The organism is Ruegeria sp. SAZD013 (assembly GCF_059612525.1).
This window is the reverse complement of record NZ_JBXWQT010000029.1, coordinates 16,853-38,434: the sequence shown is the minus strand read 5'-3', so window position 1 is coordinate 38,434 and position 21,582 is coordinate 16,853. Positions and strand designations below refer to the sequence as shown.

The 21,582-nt window shown below is 56.8% G+C and carries 18 protein-coding genes and 1 tRNA gene; 10 read left to right on the top strand and 9 right to left on the bottom strand.

Going from position 1 to position 21,582, the window contains the following annotated elements; genetic code table 11:
• Positions 1–9: 9 nt before the first annotated feature.
• The 4 genes from AC2FLU_RS15045 to AC2FLU_RS15030 all read right to left on the bottom strand — a co-directional run bounded on the left by AC2FLU_RS15045 (position 10) and on the right by AC2FLU_RS15030 (position 5,056).
• On the bottom strand, positions 10–1,899 hold the full coding sequence (locus tag AC2FLU_RS15045) for an acyl-CoA synthetase (protein ID WP_496714877.1): 1,890 nt from the start codon (positions 1,897–1,899) through the stop codon (positions 10–12).
• A gap of 159 nt (positions 1,900–2,058) precedes the next feature.
• Positions 2,059–3,879, bottom strand: a complete 1,821-nt coding sequence (locus tag AC2FLU_RS15040; protein ID WP_480624547.1) for an ABC transporter transmembrane domain-containing protein — start codon at positions 3,877–3,879, stop codon at positions 2,059–2,061.
• A 127-nt stretch (positions 3,880–4,006) separates the two neighbouring features.
• A tRNA-Gly gene (locus AC2FLU_RS15035) sits at positions 4,007–4,080 on the bottom strand.
• Positions 4,081–4,183: 103 nt separating this feature from the next.
• Positions 4,184–5,056, bottom strand: coding sequence for a MurR/RpiR family transcriptional regulator (locus tag AC2FLU_RS15030; RefSeq protein ID WP_480482048.1), 873 nt, complete (start codon positions 5,054–5,056; stop codon positions 4,184–4,186).
• Positions 5,057–5,183: 127 nt separating this feature from the next.
• Between AC2FLU_RS15030 and AC2FLU_RS15025 the strand changes: the two genes are divergently transcribed.
• From AC2FLU_RS15025 to AC2FLU_RS14995, 7 genes are all read left to right on the top strand, one after another.
• On the top strand, positions 5,184–5,945 hold the full coding sequence (locus AC2FLU_RS15025; RefSeq protein ID WP_480516130.1) for an N-formylglutamate amidohydrolase: 762 nt from the start codon (positions 5,184–5,186) through the stop codon (positions 5,943–5,945).
• Positions 5,946–5,961: 16 nt separating this feature from the next.
• Complete coding sequence (locus AC2FLU_RS15020; RefSeq protein WP_480475706.1) at positions 5,962–6,483, top strand: TRAP transporter small permease subunit; 522 nt, start codon at positions 5,962–5,964, stop codon at positions 6,481–6,483.
• On the top strand, positions 6,483–7,808 hold the full coding sequence (locus AC2FLU_RS15015; RefSeq protein ID WP_480624546.1) for a TRAP transporter large permease: 1,326 nt from the start codon (positions 6,483–6,485) through the stop codon (positions 7,806–7,808). The genes AC2FLU_RS15020 and AC2FLU_RS15015 overlap by 1 nt, the downstream gene beginning before the upstream one ends.
• 58 nt (positions 7,809–7,866) lie before the next feature.
• Entirely contained in the window at positions 7,867–8,904 is a 1,038-nt protein-coding gene (locus AC2FLU_RS15010) for a TRAP transporter substrate-binding protein (protein WP_480475702.1), read from the top strand.
• A gap of 57 nt (positions 8,905–8,961) precedes the next feature.
• A complete protein-coding gene (locus tag AC2FLU_RS15005; RefSeq protein ID WP_496809092.1) occupies positions 8,962–10,323 on the top strand; it encodes a glutamine synthetase family protein in 1,362 nt (453 codons plus the stop codon).
• A 94-nt stretch (positions 10,324–10,417) separates the two neighbouring features.
• The gene (locus tag AC2FLU_RS15000; protein WP_480554010.1) at positions 10,418–11,800 is read left to right on the top strand and encodes an aldehyde dehydrogenase family protein; all 1,383 of its coding nucleotides are present in this window, start codon (positions 10,418–10,420) and stop codon (positions 11,798–11,800) included.
• Between the two features lie 67 nt (positions 11,801–11,867).
• Positions 11,868–13,013, top strand: a complete 1,146-nt coding sequence (locus AC2FLU_RS14995; RefSeq protein ID WP_496714875.1) for an iron-containing alcohol dehydrogenase — start codon at positions 11,868–11,870, stop codon at positions 13,011–13,013.
• A gap of 62 nt (positions 13,014–13,075) precedes the next feature.
• On the opposite strand, the gene AC2FLU_RS14990 is transcribed toward AC2FLU_RS14995, so the two are convergent.
• On the bottom strand, positions 13,076–14,308 hold the full coding sequence (locus AC2FLU_RS14990) for an HlyD family secretion protein (protein WP_480554009.1): 1,233 nt from the start codon (positions 14,306–14,308) through the stop codon (positions 13,076–13,078).
• Positions 14,305–14,709, bottom strand: coding sequence for a hypothetical protein (locus AC2FLU_RS14985; protein ID WP_480476916.1), 405 nt, complete (start codon positions 14,707–14,709; stop codon positions 14,305–14,307). Before AC2FLU_RS14985 ends, AC2FLU_RS14990 begins: the two co-directional genes overlap by 4 nt.
• A gap of 186 nt (positions 14,710–14,895) precedes the next feature.
• Between AC2FLU_RS14985 and AC2FLU_RS14980 the strand changes: the two genes are divergently transcribed.
• The 3 genes from AC2FLU_RS14980 (at position 14,896) to AC2FLU_RS14970 (ending at position 17,024) form a co-directional block, all read left to right on the top strand.
• Positions 14,896–15,969, top strand: coding sequence for an NAD(P)/FAD-dependent oxidoreductase (locus AC2FLU_RS14980; protein ID WP_496809091.1), 1,074 nt, complete (start codon positions 14,896–14,898; stop codon positions 15,967–15,969).
• Positions 15,966–16,619: a DUF938 domain-containing protein gene (locus AC2FLU_RS14975; RefSeq protein WP_480475690.1), complete on the top strand. Its 654-nt coding sequence runs from the start codon at positions 15,966–15,968 to the stop codon at positions 16,617–16,619. Before AC2FLU_RS14980 ends, AC2FLU_RS14975 begins: the two co-directional genes overlap by 4 nt.
• 69 nt (positions 16,620–16,688) lie before the next feature.
• Positions 16,689–17,024: a carboxymuconolactone decarboxylase family protein gene (locus tag AC2FLU_RS14970; RefSeq protein WP_209504659.1), complete on the top strand. Its 336-nt coding sequence runs from the start codon at positions 16,689–16,691 to the stop codon at positions 17,022–17,024.
• Between the two features lie 41 nt (positions 17,025–17,065).
• Here AC2FLU_RS14970 and AC2FLU_RS14965 read toward each other — a convergent pair whose 3' ends face one another.
• The 3 genes from AC2FLU_RS14965 to AC2FLU_RS14955 all read right to left on the bottom strand — a co-directional run bounded on the left by AC2FLU_RS14965 (position 17,066) and on the right by AC2FLU_RS14955 (position 21,489).
• On the bottom strand, positions 17,066–19,573 hold the full coding sequence (locus tag AC2FLU_RS14965) for a GcvT family protein (protein WP_480516118.1): 2,508 nt from the start codon (positions 19,571–19,573) through the stop codon (positions 17,066–17,068).
• A 142-nt stretch (positions 19,574–19,715) separates the two neighbouring features.
• Positions 19,716–19,994 (bottom strand): hypothetical protein, encoded by a 279-nt coding sequence (locus AC2FLU_RS14960; RefSeq protein ID WP_480516116.1) that lies wholly within the window; start codon positions 19,992–19,994, stop codon positions 19,716–19,718.
• Between the two features lie 85 nt (positions 19,995–20,079).
• Entirely contained in the window at positions 20,080–21,489 is a 1,410-nt protein-coding gene (locus AC2FLU_RS14955) for an FAD-binding oxidoreductase (protein WP_480554007.1), read from the bottom strand.
• Positions 21,490–21,582: the final 93 nt, after the last annotated feature.

The window sequence follows — 21,582 nt, the reverse complement described above, 5'->3', positions numbered from 1 at the left end:
TCCTCCGGCTTATTTGGACCACTCCCAGGGCCGGGTAAATGCGCCCAGCACTTTCGAGACATCGTCTTCCGAAGATCCGTTCGCGTCAAGCTGCGCGACAAGGCCACGCTTTTTATCGTCGATCACCAGAACAACCCGCGCAGCAAGACCCGCAGCGTCAAGAGCACCATTGTAGATGCGGGTGATGGCGTGTTTGCGCAGGTCCGGCTTGAACACCTTGCCGACCGCAGTTTTCGGCAACTCGTCAAGAATGGTTATATGCTTGGGTTGTGCGGCTCGCTCATGCACGTGAACTTTGCAATATTCCAGCAGCTCATTTTCAGTGACCGACGCCCCATCAACCAATTCGACAAAGGCGCAGGGCACTTCGCCCGAATGCGCGTCCGGCTGACCGATCGCTCCTGCGAAGGCAACTGCATTGTGACCCAGCAGCGCCTCTTCGATTTCGGCAGGATCGATATTGTGACCACCGCGAATGATCAGGTCCTTGGCGCGACCGGTGATCCAAAGGTAGCCGTCTTCGTCAAACCGCCCTAGGTCGCCCGTACGCAGGTATTTGTCAAAGTGATAAAGACCAATGTTCTTTTCGGCCTCTGTATACGTGTTGCCTGCATACACACCGGGATTCGAGATGCAGATCTCACCAATCTGATCAGTGCCGCACTCTGTCGGCCCATCCGGCCCGTCCAGCAGGATTTTGACATCCGTATAGGGGAACGGAATACCGATCGAACCGATCTTTTTCTCGCCATCCACAGGGTTGCACGAGACCAGACAGGTGGCCTCGGTCAGGCCGTAACCTTCGACGATGGTGACGCCCGTCGCCTCTTCAAAGCGGCGGAACAACTCCACCGGCAGTGGCGCCGAACCCGAAAAGGCGGTTTTCACGCTTGAGATATCTGCATCCACCGGGCGTTGCATCTTGGCTGATATCGCGGTTGGAACAGTGATGATAAAGCTCACTTTCCAACGCTCGATCAGCTTCCAGAAATTGTCGAACACACCGTCACCGCGATAACCTGCAGGTGTCGGGAAAATCACATGTGCACCCGACGACACGGCTGCCATCACGATAACATGCACGGCAAAGACGTGGAACATCGGCAGCGGGCACATGATGACGTCATTCTCATCAAACAACAGCGTGTTGCCCAGCCAGCCATTGTAGATCAGACCCGAGTATTTATGCTGCGCCACCTTGGGCATCCCGGTGGTCCCACCGGTGTGGAAATAACAAGCAACGCGATCTTCATTGCTGTCCTCGAATGTCAGCGTCGTCGGTTGCTTGGCAAGTTCCTTGTTGAAGTTCTTGTAATCCGCGTGCGCCAGCTTTTCCTTTTCGCCCATCTTGGGGCGCAGGAAGGGAACCAGCCACGACTTGGGCGGCGTCAGGTACCGGTTCAGGTCGATTTCCAGAATGGTGTTGACCTTGGGCGCGTGGCGCACCGCCTCTTCTACCTTTTGGGCAACATCTGTTTTCGGGAAAGACTTTAGTGTAACAACCACTTTGGCGCCTGTCTCGCGCAGGATCGCCGCAATCTGCTCGGGCTCCAGCAACGGATTGATCGGGTTCACGATTCCCGCAACTGCACCGCCCATCATTGTAATCAGTGTTTCGTTACAGTTTGGCAGTACATAGGCCACCACGTCATTTTCACCGACACCCAGCGAGCGGAACAGGTTTGCCGCCTGATTGACCTTGCCCAGAAGTTCCGACCAAGTCAGGGTCTCAGCCTTGTCCGTGGGCCCGGACAGTAGCTGAAAACTGATGGCGTTGTGGTTGGGAAATCTCTCTGCCGTGCGCGACAGGAGCTGATGGAAGGTGACAGGCAAATCCCGATCCTCCCACGACATTTCCTGTTCCATGCGCGTTTTGTCTTCCAATCCCACAAAGGCCATGTGGTTCCTCCCGTTTTTCTCCCGTGTTTTTGCACGAGCTTGTTGTTCGCATCCAAGATGGAAGCAAAACAAACCTCGCGCAAGCGAGGCCTTAGCTTTGAAAGAGAGTAAACTGTAGAATGACGCTACGGCGAATTCACAAATGCCCGAGCGTCACTCCTATTCTGCTGCTACGCCATCGGTGAACTGCAACCGTGCGAGGCGCGCATATAGCCCATCCTGGGACACCAGATCATCATGGCTGCCCTGCGCCACGATACGGCCCTCTTCCAGAACGACAATGCGGTCGGCTTTCTTTACGGTGGCCAATCTGTGCGCAACAATCAGGGTCGTGCGGCCGGCACGCATCTGATCCACTGCGCCCTGCACTGCACGTTCACTTTCCGCATCAAGGGCCGAGGTCGCCTCGTCCAGCAGCAGCACAGGTGCGTCGCGCAATATTGCGCGGGCGATTGCGATACGCTGCTTTTGCCCACCCGACAGCATGACACCGCGTTCGCCGACAAAACTGTCATACCCATCGGGCAATGCGGCAATGAAATCATGTGCGATGGCGGCACGGGCTGCGGCTTCTACTTCGGCATCCGTTGCGTCCAGACGACCGAAACGAATGTTTTCGCGGGCTGAGGCGGCAAAGATCACTGGATCCTGCGGCACCAATGACATGTACTTTCGGAAATCTGTGCGATCCAGTTCCCGCAGATCATGGCAATCCAACATCACCCGGCCCGAATTTGGGTCATAGAACCGTTGAATCAATTGAATGATCGTCGTCTTACCCGCCCCTGACGGTCCGACAAAGGCAACGGTCTCGCCCGGGTTTACCTGAAGCGACAAGTGATCCAGCGCGATTGTATCGGGGCGCGCTGGATAGCGAAAACTTACATCTTCGAACCGAATCTCCCCTCGGACGTCCTTTGGCAAAGGAGCGGGTTTGGCCGGGTCCGAAACCGAATCTTCGGCATTCAGCAACTCGACAAGTCGCTCGGTGGCTCCGGCGGCGCGCTGAAGCTCGCTCCAAATCTCGGACAGGGCCGCGACTGAACCCGCCATGATGATCGAGTAGATCACGAATTGAATCAGAACGCCCTCGGTCATCACACCGTTGCGTACGTCATTTGCACCCATCCACAGAACGCCAACGATGCCTGAAAATACCAGAAATATCACAATCACCGTTAGCACCGCGCGCGTCTGAATCCGACGCAGTGAAACGGTATAGGACATCTCGGTCATCTCATCAAATTGCTGCCGGCTGGCCTGTTCGTGGGTAAATGCCTGCACGGTCTGTACCGCCCCCAATGCCTCGCCCGCGTTTCCGGATGACGCAGCGATCCAATCCTGGTTTTCACGGCTGATCACGCGCAAACGCCGACCCAGAATCAATATCGGCACCACCACCACGGGGATAAGCAGCAAGACAAGCCCGGTCAGCTTGGCCGAGGTCAACAGCATCAGAACCAGCCCGCCGATAAACATCAGCATATTGCGCAGCGCGATGGAAACGGATGAGCCAAGAACCGATTGGATGAGTGTCGTGTCGGTGGTGATCCTGCTCAACACTTCACCGGTCATGATGCGTTCGTAGAATTCGGGGCTCATGCCGATCACACGATCAAATACAGCCTTGCGGATGTCAGCAACCACACGTTCCCCCAACCGTGTGACCAACGCATATCTGATACCGGTTCCCGCAGCCAGAACAGCGGCAATGCCCAACGCTGCCAAAAAGTACCAGTCCAGCAATTCACCGTCCTGAATGCGGAAATTGTCGACGACGCGCCGCACGGCCAATGGCAGGGTCAGCGTCATGCTGGCCGTCAGGATCAGCGCCATTGTCGCCCCGATCATCAATAGCCTGTAAGGCTTCATGAAGGGCCAAAGCGACCCCAGCACCCCGATTTTCCTTGAGCGGGCCCGCTCTTCACTAGCGCCAGGAGCCGCTGATTGTGCTGGTTTATTGGCGGTCTGTCTTGCCATGTCCGGCCCTTGTGAATTGAACGCTACAAAGTGAACGCTTTCTTGGCCCCAGCCGCCGTTCTGGTCAAGCATTCCTGCCAAAAACAGACAGCCATAAGGGCCATTTGACGCAGAAATTAGTGGGGATTGGAGCGGGTAGACGGAATCGAACCGACATAGCCTGCTTGGAAGGCAGGGGCTTTACCATTAAGCTATACCCGCAAATGGTTTGCGCTGGTTAAGTCATGCGCCGGGGCGCGTCAAGCGGGAAGTGTGAAAATTTGCACGACCAAAACCGTGATATTTCCCGGTGGAAGTACGGCCTTCAATCGTGACTGCGGAATATCCGCGTCGAGGAGAAAAACCGCTCAAGTTCCTCGATGCGCTCCTTGCTTTCTTCCCACCGTGCCTCTTGCACTTCAGCGATCAGGGTCTCCGATATCAGCTGCAATGCTATTGTTGAATCCCAGCTAGATGGCGCCTCGACCAGTGCGTGAAAGGTGTAATTGGCGGTCTTGCCTATCGGTGATCCCCATTGGTCGGTGAACAGGATAACCGTCACGCCGCGGCTTGATGCGACCTGCGCCAATTTCTCGAGATAGGCCTCGTATCGGCGGATATCAAAAATCACCAGAACCGAGGTTTCATCCATATCAAGCAGGTACTGCGGCCAAACGTTTGCCGAATTGCCCAGCATCGTCACATTGGGTCGAATAATCTGCATGTGATTGAACAGATAGTCCGCATTTGAACGCGTGATACGCCCGCCCACGACGTAAAGATGGCGATCCGTATTTGCCAGAAGCTGGGCAACGGTGTCGAACATCTCTTTGTCCAGACGTTCCAGCGTGTGGCGCATATTTGTCCAAACAGCCTGCGCAAACCGCGTTGTGGGATGCTCCGCCGCGTCATCCACAACCCAGGCATCCCGTTTCGAGATCGGCTTTTTGATCTGTGCCGCCACCTCTTCTCGCAGGGCGTCCTGCAGGGCGGGAAAACCGTCGAAACCCAGCTTGCGTGCCATACGTATGACCGTCGGGGTCGAGACCTGCGCAGCAGCTGCCAGCTTGGTGATCGATTGCAAGCCGGTCATTGGATAATCCTGCAAAAGTACCGAGGCCAGCTGCCGTTCTGACCGTGTCAGATCGTCAAGCTCTTCCTGTATCCGCTGTTTGACAAGTTTCGCAACGGTGGCCATCGGCACCTTCATTTCTCAAATTTTTTACAGGATATGATTGTTTGTAATTTTGTCTACAGTAATTTTCTTGACAGGTCTGAGGTTGCTGTAACAAATGCTTCTTATGCACCACGATTCCGAGACACCAATGCTACTTCCAACCGAAGCTCCGGCAGCCCGCGCGCAGAATGCCAACGGCCGGGCGCAGTGCGTTTTGGTATGCGAACATGCTAGCCGATTCATCCCAGCGTCATTGAACGGATTGGGCCTGACTGAGGACGCAGCATTGTCTCATGCAGCATGGGATATTGGCGCATTGGCGCTTTCGGTCGAATTGATGAAGGCTTTGGACGCGCCGCTGGTTCATTCCTGCATCAGCCGACTTGTTTACGACTGCAACCGCTCGCCTGAACGTGCAGATGCTATGCCGCAGGTAAGCGAAGTGTTTTCCATTCCCGGCAATGAGAACCTGACAGACACCCAACGCGCCCAAAGAATCCACGAGGTTTATGAGCCGTTCAAACAGCTTTTGTCGTCCACTCTGGACGCGCAGGACCGGCCGCCTGTCGTTGTCACGATGCACAGTTTCACGCCCGTCTACAACGGAAAGACACGATCAGTCGAACTGGGCATTCTTCATGACGAAGATGACAGGGCGGCCCAACTTATGCTGCGCTGTGCCAAGGGCTCGGGTCTGAATGCCGCGTTGAACGAACCTTACTCTGCCACGGATGGCGTCACGCACACGTTGCAGGAACATGCGATCAGTCGGGGGCTTCCGAATGTCATGGTCGAGGTTCGAAACGATCTTATCGACACACCAACGGGAGTAGACCGCATCGCCGGGATTCTGACGCCGATCCTGCAAACGGTAATTGATGCGTATTCGCACACAGAGGCGAAACAATGAGAGTTGAGGTATCGAGATGAAGTTCTTGCGGGGCTACGTGGCGGTCATTGATCGAACGAACCGCTGGATCGGACGCGTCGTCATGTACGGCATTTTCGTCATGATGGGTATTCTGTTCTGGTCTTCGGTCTCGAAAACCTTTTTCGTACCGTCGCTCTGGACACTCGAGATGGCTCAGTTCGCCATGGTGGCCTACTATATGCTTGGTGGCCCTTATTCGATCCAGATGGGGTCAAACGTGCGAATGGACCTGCTTTATGGCGAATGGTCTCATCGCCGCAAGGCCTGGACGGATGCCTTCACAGTCGTATTCCTGATCATTTATCTGCTCATCTTGCTGTGGGGTGGATGGGACAGCCTGATGTATTCTTTCCAATATGGCGGTGAGCGCAGCGCGACGATCTGGCGGCCCTACCTGTGGCCGGTCAAGCTGATCATGGTTATCGGTATCTTCCTGATGCTGCTGCAAGCCGTGTCCGAATTGTTCAAGGATATCTTGCGCCTGTGCGGCGACGATATCCCGCGTGAGGTAATCTGATGTCATACGAGATGATTGCCTTGCTGATGTTCGCATCAATGATGCTAATGATGCTGACCGGCCAGCGCGTCTTTGGTGCAATCGGCTGTGTCGCTGTGGTTTCAGCCTTGTTCCTTTGGGGGGATAGGGGCGGTTACGATCTGGGTTTTGCCGCTGCGATCAAGGTCATGAAGTGGTACCCGCTGCTGACACTGCCCATGTTCATTTTCATGGGGTACATCCTTTCCGAAAGCCGGATCGCAGATGATCTTTACAAGATGTTCCATGTCTGGATGGGCGGCCTGTCCGGTGGTCTGGCTGTTGGAACCATCGGGCTGATGGTTCTGATCTCGGCAATGAACGGGTTGTCCGTTGCAGGTATGGCGATTGGTGCCACGATTGCCTTGCCGGAATTGCTGCGCCGGAACTATGACAAGCGCATGGTGACCGGCGTCATTCAGGCCGGATCATCCCTTGGGATTCTGGTGCCACCATCCGTTGTTCTGGTTCTTTATGCCATGATCGCGCGGCAACCCGTTGGCCAGCTATGGCTCGCCGGAGTGATACCCGGGCTAATGATGGCTACCATGTTCATAATCTACATTGTCATCCGCTGCCGCATCAATCCGTCGCTCGGCCCGGTCCTGCCCGCGGAAGACCGCGACATTCCGTTGCGAGAAAAGCTGCTGCTGTTGCAAGCCGGGTTGTTACCCTTGGGCATATTTATGGTGATGATGGTCCCTTTTGTTAACGGTTGGACATCATTGGTGGAATCCTCTGCCATCGGAGCCACCACGGCCATGCTGGCCGCCTTTCTGAAAGGACGGCTGACACGCACGGTTTTCGAGAATTCAATTCGGCACACATTGGGCATCTCGTGCATGTTCATGTGGATCATTCTGGCGGCTCTGGCTTTTGGCGCTGTCTTCGACGGGTTGGGTGCGGTCAAGGCAATCGAAAGCCTGTTCACCGAAAAACTGGGTCTTTCCCCGTGGATGATCCTGGTTCTCATGCAGCTCAGCTTTATCCTGATGGGCACGTTTCTGGACGATACGGCCATGCTGGTTATCGTCGCGCCGCTTTACGTTCCGCTGGTGGGTGCGCTTGGCTTTGATCTTATCTGGTACGGCGTACTTTATACGATCACCACGCAGATCGCTTATATGACGCCGCCATTCGGCTATAACCTGTTCCTGATGCGCGCGATGGCCCCCCCGGAAATATCGCTGCGCGATATCTACAGTTCGATCGTTCCATTTGTTCTGGTGATGGTCTGCGCCTTGGCCATAATCATCATCTTTCCTGAAATCGCGCTTTGGCTGCCGAATTATGTCTATGGAAATTAAGTCACAAGACCCCGGCAAGGGGCGAAGTTCAGCAAGACTAAACAGAGGAGAAAAGACAATGACTACAAGACGCAGATTTCTAAGCTCCGCCGGTCTGGCGGGAGCCGCCACACTGGCCTCTCCTGCGATCGTCAAAGCGCAATCCGCCATCAAGTGGCGGTTCCAGACCTATGCCGGTGGCGCATTGGGCGAGCATGTGACCAAGCCAGCCATCGATTACATCAACGCCAATGCCAATGGCGAGCTTGAGATCGAACTGTTCTATGCGGACCAGATCGTTCCGACAGGTGAACTGTTCCAGGCCCTGCAACGCGGCACGATTGATGGTGTTCATTCGGACGACGATTCCATGGCTTCGCCTACTCCGCTGCGTCAATTCGGGGGCTATTTCCCCTTCGCTACCAAGCATATTCTGGACGTTCCGGTGCTGTTCAACCAGTACGGTTTGGCTGATATCTGGCGCTCGGAATATGAGAAGGTTGGTGTGACGTGGCTGTCGGCAGCGGGTCAGGACCCCTGCAACTTCAACACCAAAAAGGAAATCAAAAGCCTTGGCGACCTGGATGGGCTGAAGCTCTATACCTTCCCGACGGCCGGGCGTTTTCTTGCCAAGTTTGGCGTTGTACCGGTCAATATCCCCTACGAAGACGCGGAAGTGGCGGTGCAAACCGGTGAGTTGGACGGAATGGCCTGGTCGGGCATCACTGAAGACTACACCGTTGGCTGGGCCAATGTGACCGACTACTTCCTGACCAACAACATCTCGGGCGCGTGGATTGGGTCCTGGTTTGCAAACCAGGAACGCTGGGCCGAGCTGCCCGACCACCTGAAATCGGTTGTGATGGCGGGCGTCGAAGCAGGCCACACCTATCGTAACCAGTGGTACTGGGGCGGTGAAGCGGCCTTGCGCGCAAAGGGTGACAAGCTACAGCTGCGTCAGGTTCCGGCAGCGGAATGGAAAGAAGTGGAAAATGCCGCTATCGAATTCTGGGACGAGGTCGCACAGGAAGGCGAAATTCACCAGAAGATCGTTGGTATCTTCCGTGAGTATAACTCGGTCATTAACCAGGCCGGTGCCCCTTACACCTTCGATTGATATCAAAACAGGGGCGCTGTCATTCGGCGCCCCTACTCAACGCATGAGGTTTGTTTCATGACCGCAACTCTGACTTTCGAAACCCTGAAATCGCTTGTCGCAGACGGCGCGATCGACACAGTATTGGTTTGCATGGTTGACATGCAGGGTCGTTTGATGGGCAAGCGTTTTCATGCAGGTCATTTTGTGGCTGGCGCGTGGGAAGAGACACATTGCTGTAACTACTTGCTGGCCACGGACCTCGAGATGGCGACGCCGGATGGGTATGCCTCGACCAGCTGGGAGCGGGGTTATGGCGACTATGTGATGAAGCCAGACCTTAGCACATTGCGCCCGGTGCCCTGGCTGGAAGGCACCGCGATGGTCATGTGCGATATGCTGGATCACCACACCCATGAGGAAGTGCCACATGCGCCGCGTTCGATCCTGAAGAAACAGGTGAACCGCCTGAAGGCGATGGGGTATGAGGCGATGTGCGCCACCGAACTGGAATTCTTCCTGTTCGCGAAGAGTTTTGATGCAATCCGAAAGGAAGGGTTCCGCGATTTGGAGCCGATCTCGGGCTATAACGAAGATTATCACATTCTGCAGACCACCAAGGAAGAGCATGTGATGCGCCCGATCCGCAACCACCTGTGGGATGCGGGCATCCCGGTCGAGAACACCAAAGGTGAGGCCGAGGCCGGGCAGGAAGAACTGAACATCAAATACGCACCAGCGATGGACACGGCAGAGAATCACTCGATCGCCAAGAACGCGGTGAAAGAAATCGCCTGGCAGCAGGGTCATGCGGTGACCTTCCTGCCGAAATGGCATCATGAAAGGGTTGGTAGCTCGTCGCATGTGCATCAGTCGCTATGGGCGGATGGCAAACCTGCCTTCTATGATGCCGGGGATGAACTGGGCATGTCGGCGCTGATGAAAAGCTATATGGCCGGCCTGCTGAAATACGCCGCTGATTACACGTATTTCATGGCACCGTACATCAACAGCTACAAGCGGTTCATGAAGGGCACCTTTGCACCGACACGGATCATTTGGTCTGTAGACAACCGTACGGCCGGGTACCGCCTGTGCGGGGATGGCACCAAGGCGATACGGGTCGAGTGCCGTATTCCCGGGTCGGACATGAACCCCTATCTGGCGATTGCAGGGATGCTGGCGGCCGGGATCGCAGGGATCGAAGAAGGGCTGGAGTTGCAGCCGCCGACCAAGGGCGATGTCTATCAGGGCGAGACGGGAAAGATCCCGGGTACATTGAAGGATGCACGCAACGCTTTGCACGGATCACAGATGCTGCGCGCGGCGATGGGCGATGAGGTTGTCGATCACTATACCCGTGCGGCTGAGGTCGAAATCGAGGAATTCGAGCGCGTGGTAACCGATTGGGAAGTGGCCCGCGGGTTTGAGCGGGCTTGAGAGGGAGGAAGCGAGGGGCCAGCCCCTCGCGCACCCCGGGATATTTATGGCCAGATGAAGCAGGGATCCTGCTCTCTTTAGAGATGGAGTAACTATGGGGCAGATGTTGCAATGTGTCTCGCCGATCGATGGATCGGTTTATGCGGAACGCGAGGTGCTGTCGCGGGAGGCTGCGTTTGAGGTCGCGGCGCGGGCGCGGGCGGCGCAGGGAGCCTGGGCAGCGCGACCGTTGCAGGAGCGGATTGATCTGGTGATGGCGGGCGTCGCGGCTGTCGGCGCGATGAATGATGAGATCGTTCCGGAACTGGCGCATATGATGGGTCGCCCGGTGCGCTATGGCGGCGAGTTTGGTGGCTTCAACGAACGTGCCAGCCATATGGCAAAGATCGCCGAGACGTCACTGGCCGATATTGCCGTGGGTGAAGATGAAACCTTCAAACGCTATATCAAGCGTATTCCGCATGGGGTGGTCTTTGTGGTTGCCCCCTGGAACTATCCTTACATGACGGCGATCAACACGGTGGCGCCCGCGCTGATCGCGGGCAACACGGTTGTTCTGAAGCACGCAACCCAGACTTTGTTGGTTGGTGAGCGGATGGCGCAGGCGTTCCATTCGGCGGGGGTGCCCGAAGACGTGTTCCAGAATGTGTTCCTCAGCCACGACGTGACCAATGACCTCATCGCGGGTAACGCGTTCGACTTTGTGAACTTCACCGGTTCGGTCGGTGGCGGTCAGGCCATGGAGCGTGCGGCGGCGGGGACTTTTACGGGCGTGGGCACTGAACTGGGCGGCAAGGATCCGGGTTATGTCATGGACGACGCCGATCTGGACGCGGCGGTCGATACGTTGATCGACGGCGCGATGTTCAATTCGGGCCAGTGTTGCTGTGGGATCGAGCGGATTTACGTTCACGAAAGCCTGTATGATGACTTTGTCGCCAAGGCCGTTGAGATCGTGAAAGGCTACAAACTGGGCAATCCGCTGGACGCCGAAACAACCATTGGTCCGATGGCCAATGTGCGTTTCGCTGACGAGGTGCGCGCGCAGATTGCCGAAGCGGTTGAGGCCGGTGCGGTCGCGCATATTGAAGCCTTCCCCGAGGATGACGGCGGCGCATATCTCACGCCGCAGATTCTGACCAATGTGACCCATGATATGCGGGTGATGCGGGACGAAAGTTTTGGCCCGGTGGTGGGCATCATGAAAGTGTCCTCGGATGCTGAGGCCATCGCGCTGATGAACGACAGCGAGTTTGGTCTGACAGCCAGCCTTTGGACCCGCGATGTGGACCGCGCGGCGCGTGTGGGCGACCAGATCGAGACCGGCACCGTCTTCATGAACCGGGCCGACTATCTGGACCCTGGGCTGTGCTGGACCGGTTGCAAGAATACCGGGCGCGGCGGTGGTCTTTCGGTCATCGGCTATCACAATCTCACCCGTCCAAAATCTTACCACCTGAAGAAGGTCACGGGCTAAGGACGACGGCCTGCTCGGGTCTGACCCCCTCGCCCGAGCAGGTCTCAAATCACAAAGGAAACCTGACATGTCACTTGTTGGAAACTGGTCCTATCCGACCGCAATCAAATTTGGTGCCGGACGCATCAAGGAACTGCCCGCAGCCTGTGCCACAGCCGGGATGAAGAAACCCCTGTTGGTCACGGACAAGGGGTTGGCCGATCTGCCGATCACTGCGGCGACGCTGGATATCATGGAGGCAGCTGGTCTGGGCCGCGGTGTATTCAGTGACGTGGACCCAAACCCGAATGAGAAAAACCTCGACGCAGGCGTTGCGGCATACAAGGCCGGTGGGCACGATGGTGTGATTGCCTTTGGCGGCGGCTCGGGGCTGGATCTGGGCAAGATGGTCGCCTTCATGTGCGGCCAGACGCGGCCCGTGTGGGACTTTGAGGATATCGGCGACTGGTGGACCCGTGCCGACGCGGATGCGATCGCGCCGATCATTGCGGTTCCGACGACTGCGGGAACCGGGTCCGAGGTAGGCCGCGCCAGCGTCATCACAAATTCCGAGACCCATGCCAAGAAGATCATCTTCCACCCCAAGGTGCTGCCGACGGTGGTGATCTGCGATCCTGAACTGACGGTTGGGATGCCCAAATTTATCACCGCAGGCACCGGTCTGGATGCCTTCGCGCATTGTGTCGAAGCCTATTCGAGCCCGCATTATCACCCGATGAGCCAGGGCATCGCACTGGAAGGAATGCGTTTGGTGAAAGAATATCTTCCGCGCGCCTACGCAGATGGCAGCGACATTGAGGCCCGCGCCCAGATGATGAGCGCTGCTGCCATGGGCGCAACTGCCTTCCAAAAAGGTCTTGGTGCGATCCACGCCATGAGCCACCCGGTCGGCGCGCACTTCAACACCCATCACGGCACCACCAATGCGGTCTGCATGCCCGCCGTGCTGGATTTCAATGCTCCCGCCATCGCAGATCGTTTCCAGCAGGCTGCCGCCTATCTGGGTATCAACGGAGGGTTCGATGGCTTCCGCGCCTTTGTGCAGGAATTCAACGACAGCCTCGGCATCCCGCGAAAGCTGGCAGACCTTGGCGTTACCGAGACATCAATCCCAACGCTCGTCGAAGGCGCAATCATCGACCCGTCATGTGGCGGGAACCCGATTGAGTTGACCAAAGAAAACCTGACACAGCTGTTCAAAGCAGCGCTTTAATAATACGAGCGCCCGGCGGGGAACCTGCCGGGCGCGTTAAGAACTGTTCTGCGGGAACCGGATCAATGCCCGGTCAGCACCAGCGTGTTAACGGGCATCAGGATCAGGCGCAAACGCAAACCTGCCGCATGGACCACGCCAATTGTGTCGACCACGTGCAGGAAAGCAGCTTTCCAAAAGCCCAGATCCTCGTGTTCCAGACGGTCATGGTTGTCGGTGTAGACATTGGCCAGACAGTTGCTGCCCGGAGGAAGGTCATCGGCCATACCTTTATACAGCGGCTCCATATAGACCAGAATCGAGCCGGGATTGGTGTTATTCTGCACATCCCGCAATTCATCCGATGGACGGATCTGGCCGGACGGTATGACATCCTGTACCTCGACCACTACAGTGGGAATTACGGTGAATGGCTTGGTCATGCAGCCCAACTCACCGATCATACCTGGTTTGATCACCTGAGCAGACAGCTGGTTGAAAGCAGCCTGAAAACGGTCATGTCCGGTATGCGATGGAACGAGGATGCCCGCAGGACGCAACAAAGGGCTCACGTAATCACCAACTTGCAGGCTAAACTGCTCGACCCGACCGGTAACACCGGCGACAATCAGCGTTTTGTCCAACTCGGTCTGCGCGGCATCCAGCTGTGCAATGGCGCTGGCCAGTTGCGCGGGGATCAGCTCTTCGATCTGCTGTTCAACTGCCGCACGCCTGGATTCGGCCGCAACCACCTGCGCCTCACGCTCGGCAACAAGGTTTTCCAGTCGCTCGATCTCGGTCAGCCGGACAGCGCTTGAACCTTGGTCGCGCAGGGTCGTATTTCGTTCAAGATCGTCCAAGGACTGCGCCAAAGCCGCCTTGGCGCCGGCAATACCGGCATCAGCTTCGGCCAGATCAGTTTCAGCCACTTTCAGCGAGGCCTGAACCTGTGCGATCTGTGCATTTGCCGCCTGAACCTGTGCTGTCTGGCTGAAATCTTCGATCCTGAAAATCGGCTGGCCAGCGGTTACCAGTTCGTTGTTCTTAACGAAAATTTCCGAAACACGACCACCAAGTTGCGGCAGGATCGTCACGGTTCGAAAATAGGACGCTGCGGTTTTGCTGGCTGGGTGAAAATAAAACAGTGTGGTGATTACCGTCAGCGCCAGAATGGCACAGGTCGTAAGACCCCAGCGCAATTCGTACCACATGGTGAAAAGGGTGATCTCGTGACCGATACGTTTGCCTTGAACGAACCGGCGGAACAGATAATCGGGCAGCACCGTGATCAGGGCGCAAAGCAGAGTCTCAATCATGTGTTTTGTTCCTGAACGTCGGTGGATTCTGAAACGCCAGGGGTTGGCGCAGGTGCCTCGGGCACCGGTTCCGGAGCAATCGCACGTCCAAGAGAACGAATGGCATCGGCGATGTTTTTAAGCGGGGTTGCAAAATCCGGAAACTGGAACCCTGCGACCAGTACGGCGGCAATCCAGAATATCCCGTTATGTGTAAATAGTGCCAGCAGTGCCAGAATACCCACCAACTGAAATTGCGGATGGTTGTTCTCGTGCGCCATTTTTTCCGGAACCGAATGAAGCGTCAGGTACCCAACACCGATCAGCACCACGAGAATGACAAAGAAGACGACCATAGCCGAAAAAAGGTAATCGCTTCCGTCAGCTGCGACGACGTATCGGGGAATGTGCCCAGTGGCCATTGGATGAAGATCTGCTGCGGTCACCTTGCCCTCCTGTTCGTTTTGATACTTCTTTGACCGGGTTGAAGCCCAAATTCAAGGCTGCATATATTTTGGAGAATCTTCGAAATGCCAAATGCTTGACCCAAAGAGCTAAATGAAGCCCAGAAAACTTGTGGCGAACCTGCTGCGGAAGGAACACAAATAATGATCGATTTCCTCGTCATCGGGGGCGGAATTGCCGGGTTGAGCGCCGGAGCGCGCTTGTCGCAATATGGAACCGTGATGGTTTTAGAGGCCGAAGACGCCTTGGGGTATCACGCGTCGGGTCGCTCGGCAGCCCTGTTTGAAGAAAGCTATGGTCCGCCATCCGTGGTGGCGCTGAACAGGGCTGGAGCGGCATTCCTGCGCACGCAGGACGGTGGGTACCTGACCCCGCGCGGACTGATGCTGATCGGTTCATTTGACCAGAGCGAAGTTTTCGAAGCCGACCGCGTAGACCTGAACATGGAAAGAATTTCGATGGATCAGGCGATTTCGAGCGTTCCAATCCTGAACCCGGCCAAGGTGGGTTTCGCGGCAATCAGTGAAGCCGCATTTGACATCGATACTGATCGTCTGTTGCAGGATTTCGCGCGGACCATTCGCAAGAACGGGGGAACCGTTGCAACCAAAAGCAAAGTAACCGGCATTCGAAAAGAGCGGCATTGGCTGGTCGAGGCCGGGCAGATCTTCGAAGCCCGCAACCTGGTGAATGCGGCCGGTGCATGGGTGGACGAAATCGCCATGCTTGCCGGGGTATCACCTATCGGCATCTCTCCTCGCCGCCGATCAATGGCGCGGCTGCCCGCCCCCGGAGGCCATGATGTATCCGGATGGCCCATGATGCTGGGCACAGGCGAAACATGGTACGCCAAACCAGACGCGGGCAAGCTGCTTGTTTCGCCTTGCGAAGCCGACACCGTACCACCTCAGGACGCCTATGCCGACGACATGGTGCTGGCCGAAGGTCTGGCGCGCTATGAAGAATTGATGACCGAGGCAGTAACACGGGTCGAAACGAACTGGGCAGGATTGCGCAGTTTCGCACCGGACGGAACCTTGGTGCTTGGGCCCGACCCGATTGACCCGTCGTTTATCTGGTCTGCGGGTCAAGGCGGGTATGGTTTCCAAACAGCACCAGCAGCTTCGCAGTTGTTGTGTGATCTTGTGATCGGAAACGCGCCGGTGCTGGATCCTGACAGTGTCAAATCGCTGACCCCAAACAGGTTGAACAGATGATCAAACGCTATCTACCGCCCTCTGCGAGTGTCGCCAACGTGGGGGAGGATGGTAAACTTGTTGCCCCGGCAGCAACGCGGAACTCCGATGCGCTTTGTGCGGTGCTACAAGACTGGGCACCGCGCCGCGGGCACGCATTGGAGATTGCAAGCGGAACCGGTCAGCATGTCTGTGCGTTTGCTGATTTGCTGCCCGATCTGACGTGGCATCCCACCGAACCTGACCCTGAACGCCGCAATAGCATCGACGCCTATGCCAGCGCCTTACCCAACGTGGCAAGCGCCGAACATCTGGACGCAACGAATTCGGGCTGGCATGCGCGCTTCCCATCGCAGGACCTGATCGTCTTGATCAACCTGATACATTTGATCAGTTGGCAGGATACCAGAACCATTTTCGCCGAAATCGCTCAGTCCCTGACTGAAAACGGGAGGTTCGTTTTGTACGGCCCATTCAAACGCTCGGGCCAATTGACAAGCGACGGGGACAAAAGGTTTCACGAGGCTCTGATCGGACAAGATCCCGACATTGGCTACAAGAACGACAAAGATATGCTTGGCCTGTTCCAGCAGGTAGGGTTGCGCGTGCTGAAAACCATCGACATGCCCGCAAATAACCTTGCATTTGTTTCCGAGCGCCCTGCCAACTGATCGAGATCAAGGTCAACTTACCACTGCCCGCACATATTCCCGTTATCTTATATGAAAAAGGCACTCAAAATGGCTTGGCAAGAAAAGCTCTCGGCAACTCGTACAAGTTTGCGCAATCTCAACGGGGCCATTCCCGACACGTCGCGCGCATTCGGCGCACTTGGGAAGGCTGTGAAGGAAGGCGGAACGCTCGACTATAAAACAAAGGAATTTATAGCGTTGGGCATGTCGGTGTCGCTCCGCTGCGAGCCCTGCATTACCCTGCACACCGACGCGTTGGTCAAAGCAGGCGCAACACGCGAGGAGGTGTCCGACGTTTTGGGTATGGCCATTCAGATGGGTGGTGGACCAGCCATGATGTATGCTGCCAAGGCGTTGGAATGTTTCGACGAGCTATCCGCGTAACCAACAGAAAAGGCCCCGGAAATTCCGGGGCCTTAGATTGATCAGCCGTCCTTGCGGATGGTTTCGTTTTTCGGATCATAGGGGCTGTCGCATGTCACGACAGCATCCCACAGCTTGTCCTGCATCTTGACCTTCAGCTTGGTGCCTTCGACTGCCAGATCAGGCTTCACATAGCCCATCCCGATCGACTTCTCGAACGCGACAGAATAGCCGCCCGAGGTCAGACGGCCTACACGCTCGCCTTCTGGCGTGTACAGCGCCTCGCGGCCCCACGGGTCAGCATCGGCCGGACCGTCGATCAGCAAGGTGCAGCACTTGGCGCGCACACCGGTCTCTTCCAGCTTGGCCTTGCCGTGGAAGTCCTTGGACAGGTCGACAAAGCGCGGCAGGTCGGCTTCCAACGGGGTCGCATCGCGGCCCAGTTCGGTGCCAAAGGCGCGGTAAGATTTCTCCTGACGCAGCCAGTTCTGGGCACGGGCACCGACCAGCTTCATACCGTGCTTCTCACCGGCCTTTTCCAGCAGGTCGAACAGGTAGTTCTGCATCTCGATCGGATGGTGCAGTTCCCAGCCCAGCTCACCGGTATAGGCCACGCGGATCGCGTTGACCGGGCACATGCCCAGTTCGATCTGACGGGCCGACAGCCACGGGAAGCGTTTGTTGGACAGCGCGGTTTCCGGGTCGGCGTCCTTGATGACTTCTTTCAGAACATCACGCGACTTGGGTCCGGCGATAGCGAAGACGCCCCATTGCGTGGTCACGTCCTGGATTTCGATGTAACCGAACTCCCCCATCTTGTCCTCGGCTGCTTTACGCAGGTAGTCGGCGTCGTACTCGGTCCATGCACCGGCAGAGACGATGTAGTAGTTGTTCTCGCCATTGCGGACGATGGTGTATTCGGTGCGGGTGGTCCCGTGCGAGGTCAGCGCGTAGGTCAGGTTGATACGACCGACCTTGGGCAGCTTGTTGCAGGTGAACCAATCCAAGAATTGGGTGGCACCGGGGCCTTTGACGACATGCTTGGTGAAGGCCGACGCGTCGATCAGGCCAACACCTTCGCGGATCGCTTTGGCTTCTTCGACGGCGTACTGCCACCAGCCGCCACGACGGAACGAGCGTGCTTCCTTGTCGAAATTCTCGGGCGCGTCCAGCGGGCCGAAATAGTTCGGGCGTTCCCAGCCATTCACCCAGCCGAATTGAGCACCGCGCGCTTTCTGACGATCATAGGCCGGAACGGTACGCAGCGGACGGCAGGCTTCACGCTCTTCATCCGGGTGGTGAAGGATATAGACGTGCTCATAGCACTCTTCATTCTTGCGCGCCGCGAACTCGGTGGTCATCCAGTTGCTGCTGTAACGCTTGGGGTCCAGCGAGGCCATGTCGATCTCGGCTTCGCCATCGACCATCATCTGTGCCAGATAATAGCCGGTCCCGCCCGCAGCGGTGATGCCAAAGCTGAAACCTTCGGCCAGCCACATGTTACGCAAACCAGGAGCCGGACCAACCAGCGGGTTGCCATCCGGTGTATAGCAGATCGGGCCGTTGAAATCATCCTTCAGGCCGGATTCGGCACAGGACGGCACGCGCTCGGCCATTGCCATATACTGCTCGGCGATCCGGTCCAGATCCAGCGGGAACAGGTCGGCGCGAAAGCTGTCCGGCACACCGAATTCGAACTGCGCAGGGGCGCCGTGTTCATAGATACCCAGAATCCAGCCACCGCGTTCTTCACGCGCATAGGATTCGTTGTCGGCATCGCGGACAACGGGATGCTCGGGGTTGCCTGCTTCGCGCCATTTGACCAACTCGGGGTCTTTGTCCATGACGATAAAGGTATGTTCCACCGGGATGGCTGGCATCTTGATGCCCAGCATCTTGGCTGTGCGCTGCGCGTGGTTGCCCGATGCGGTCACAACATGTTCGGCGGTGATTACGACCTGCTCGTCGGAAGGCACCAGGTTGCCGCCCTTTTCAACCATCTTGGTGCAAGTCACTTCCCAGTGCGTGCCGTTCCAGTGGAACGCGTCAGCCTGCATCTTGCGCACGATCTCAACCCCGCGCTGGCGGGCCCCCTTGGCCATCGCCTGGGTCACGTCAGCAGGGTTAATATAACCGTCCTCGGTGTGATAGATCGCGCCCTTCAGATCCGATGTCTCGATCAGCGGCCAGCGTTCCTTGATCTGGTCCGGGGTCAGCCACTCGTATTTCACATCACAGGTTTCGGCGGTCGAGGCATAGAGCATGTATTCGTCCATACGCTCTTGCGTCTGTGCCATGCGCAGGTTGCCCACAACCGCGAAGCCTGCATTTAGGCCAGTTTCTTCCTCAAGCGTCTTGTAGAAATCCACCGAATACTTGTGGATATGGGTCGTCGCATAGGACATGTTGAACAGCGGCAACAGGCCCGCGGCGTGCCAGGTGGACCCGGACGTCAGTTCGTCCCGTTCGATCAACATCACGTCGTCCCAGCCCGCTTTGGCCAGGTGATAGGCAATCGAGGTCCCGACGGCGCCGCCGCCTACGACCAATGCTTTGACTTGGGTTTTCATAACCGGGCGTCTCCCCTTGAAATCAGTTGACACCATATGGCGTACTTAAGGGGGATAGCGCGACATTCATCCGACCAGTGATATGAAAAAAACGACCCGAATATCGAAAGCGGGTCGCATTTCATTCGCCGCACCGCTGCCCTCAACCACTGGAGCGACAGCGTTTGCTTGTTCCGACCGAGACGCAGACCATTTTGCCAATTTCTTCCGAGGGATTCTTCACCGCCGGTTCCCGTGATGGCGAAGCCTGCGCCTCTGCCGCGAACCAGCCGTCAGAAAGACCGACACGCGAGGATACCGAGGCAAGATATTCCTTCATGCCCAGACCATTTTCCGATGCTTTTGCTTGCTGAACATAGTCCAACCCTGCAACGGCCAACCCGCAGATGGCTACAAACCTCGCCAGATATTTTGCGCTCATGTCGCCCATCCTCTGTCCTCAACCCCGTGAAACCAGAACATGTGGACGTTTTGAGGGCGTAAACACGGAACAGAGGCGAATACGGCTACGTGTCGTCCGACAAGATCTTGCCAGGATTCATGATGTTGTCTGGGTCCAGCGCGGCCTTGATCGCTGCCATGTACCGCGTGGCGGCGCCCAGTTCCCTGGTCAGATAAGGCCGCTTTCCCTGCCCGATGCCATGTTCACCGGTACATGTGCCTTCCATGGATATCGCCATGTCGTTCAGCCAGCCGACAAACGCCTCGGCCTTGGCAACTTCTTCAACGTTTTCCATGTCGATCAGCAGCAGCGTATGGAAATTGCCGTCCCCCACATGGCCCACGATGGGCGCCAACAAGCCGAGGCCAGCAGCTTTTTTCTGCGTTTCGGTCACACACTCGGCCAAACGCGAGATCGGTACGCAGACATCGGTCGAGATGCCCCGCGCACCGGGGCGCAATTGCAGACACGCCCAATACATATCGTGCCGTGCCTGCCAAAGTTTGTTCCGTTCTTCGGTGGTCGAAGTTGCTGCAAAATCTGTGCCACCAAACTCTTCGGCGATCTGACCAAAGGTTTCAGCCTGCTCTACGGCACCGCTTTCCGAGCCGTGAAATTCCAGCAACAACAAAGGTGTATCCGGCAGACTCAGCCCGGAATAGGCGTTGGCGGCCTGAACCGACAACTCGTCCAGCAACTCGATCCGGGCAACCGGGATGCCGTACTGAATTGTCATCATCACCGCACGGCACGCGGCGTCGACGGTCGGAAAGGAACACCGGGCCGAACTGATCGCTTCGGGGATACCCTGCAACCGCAATGTCAGCTCGGTGATGATTCCCAACGTGCCTTCCGCCCCGATCAGAAGACGGGCCAGATCATAGCCGGCTGAAGATTTCTTGGCCCGGTGCCCGGTACGAATGATCTGACCGTCTGGCATTACGGCTTCAAGGCTGAGAACGTTGTCTTTCATCGTCCCATAGCGCACTGCATTAGTGCCCGACGCGCGGGTAGCGGCCATCCCACCCAGCGACGCATTCGCCCCGGGATCAATCGGAAAGAACAGGCCCAGATCGCGCAAGTGTTTATTCAACGCTTCGCGCGTGACACCGGGCTGCACGACACAATCCAGATCCTCGGCATGAACTGCAAGCACACTGTCCATCTGTGTCAGATCGACCGAGATTCCCCCCGCCGGCGCATTTACATGCCCTTCCAGCGATGTTCCTGTTCCGAACGGGATCACTGGCACCCGGTGCGCCGCACAAGTTTTGACGATGTCCGAAACCTCTTGCGTCGAATGCGGGAAAACCACGGCATCGGGGCTTTGGTTTTCGATCCAGGTCGTGGTGTGCCCGTGTTGTTCACGGACAGCGGCACCCGTTTGCAACCTGTCGCCAAAGCGCTGCTTGAGAATGCCTATTACGGTTTCAATACCAGCTTCATTCCTTGGTAATGCGGTTGCCTGTACCATTGTCATCCTCCCCAGCCCCAAAAACGTTTTGGGCCTTTCAGCCTATGACTAAAAGGCCCGTTAAAAGCAGGCAATCCCCACAAATACCGAGGG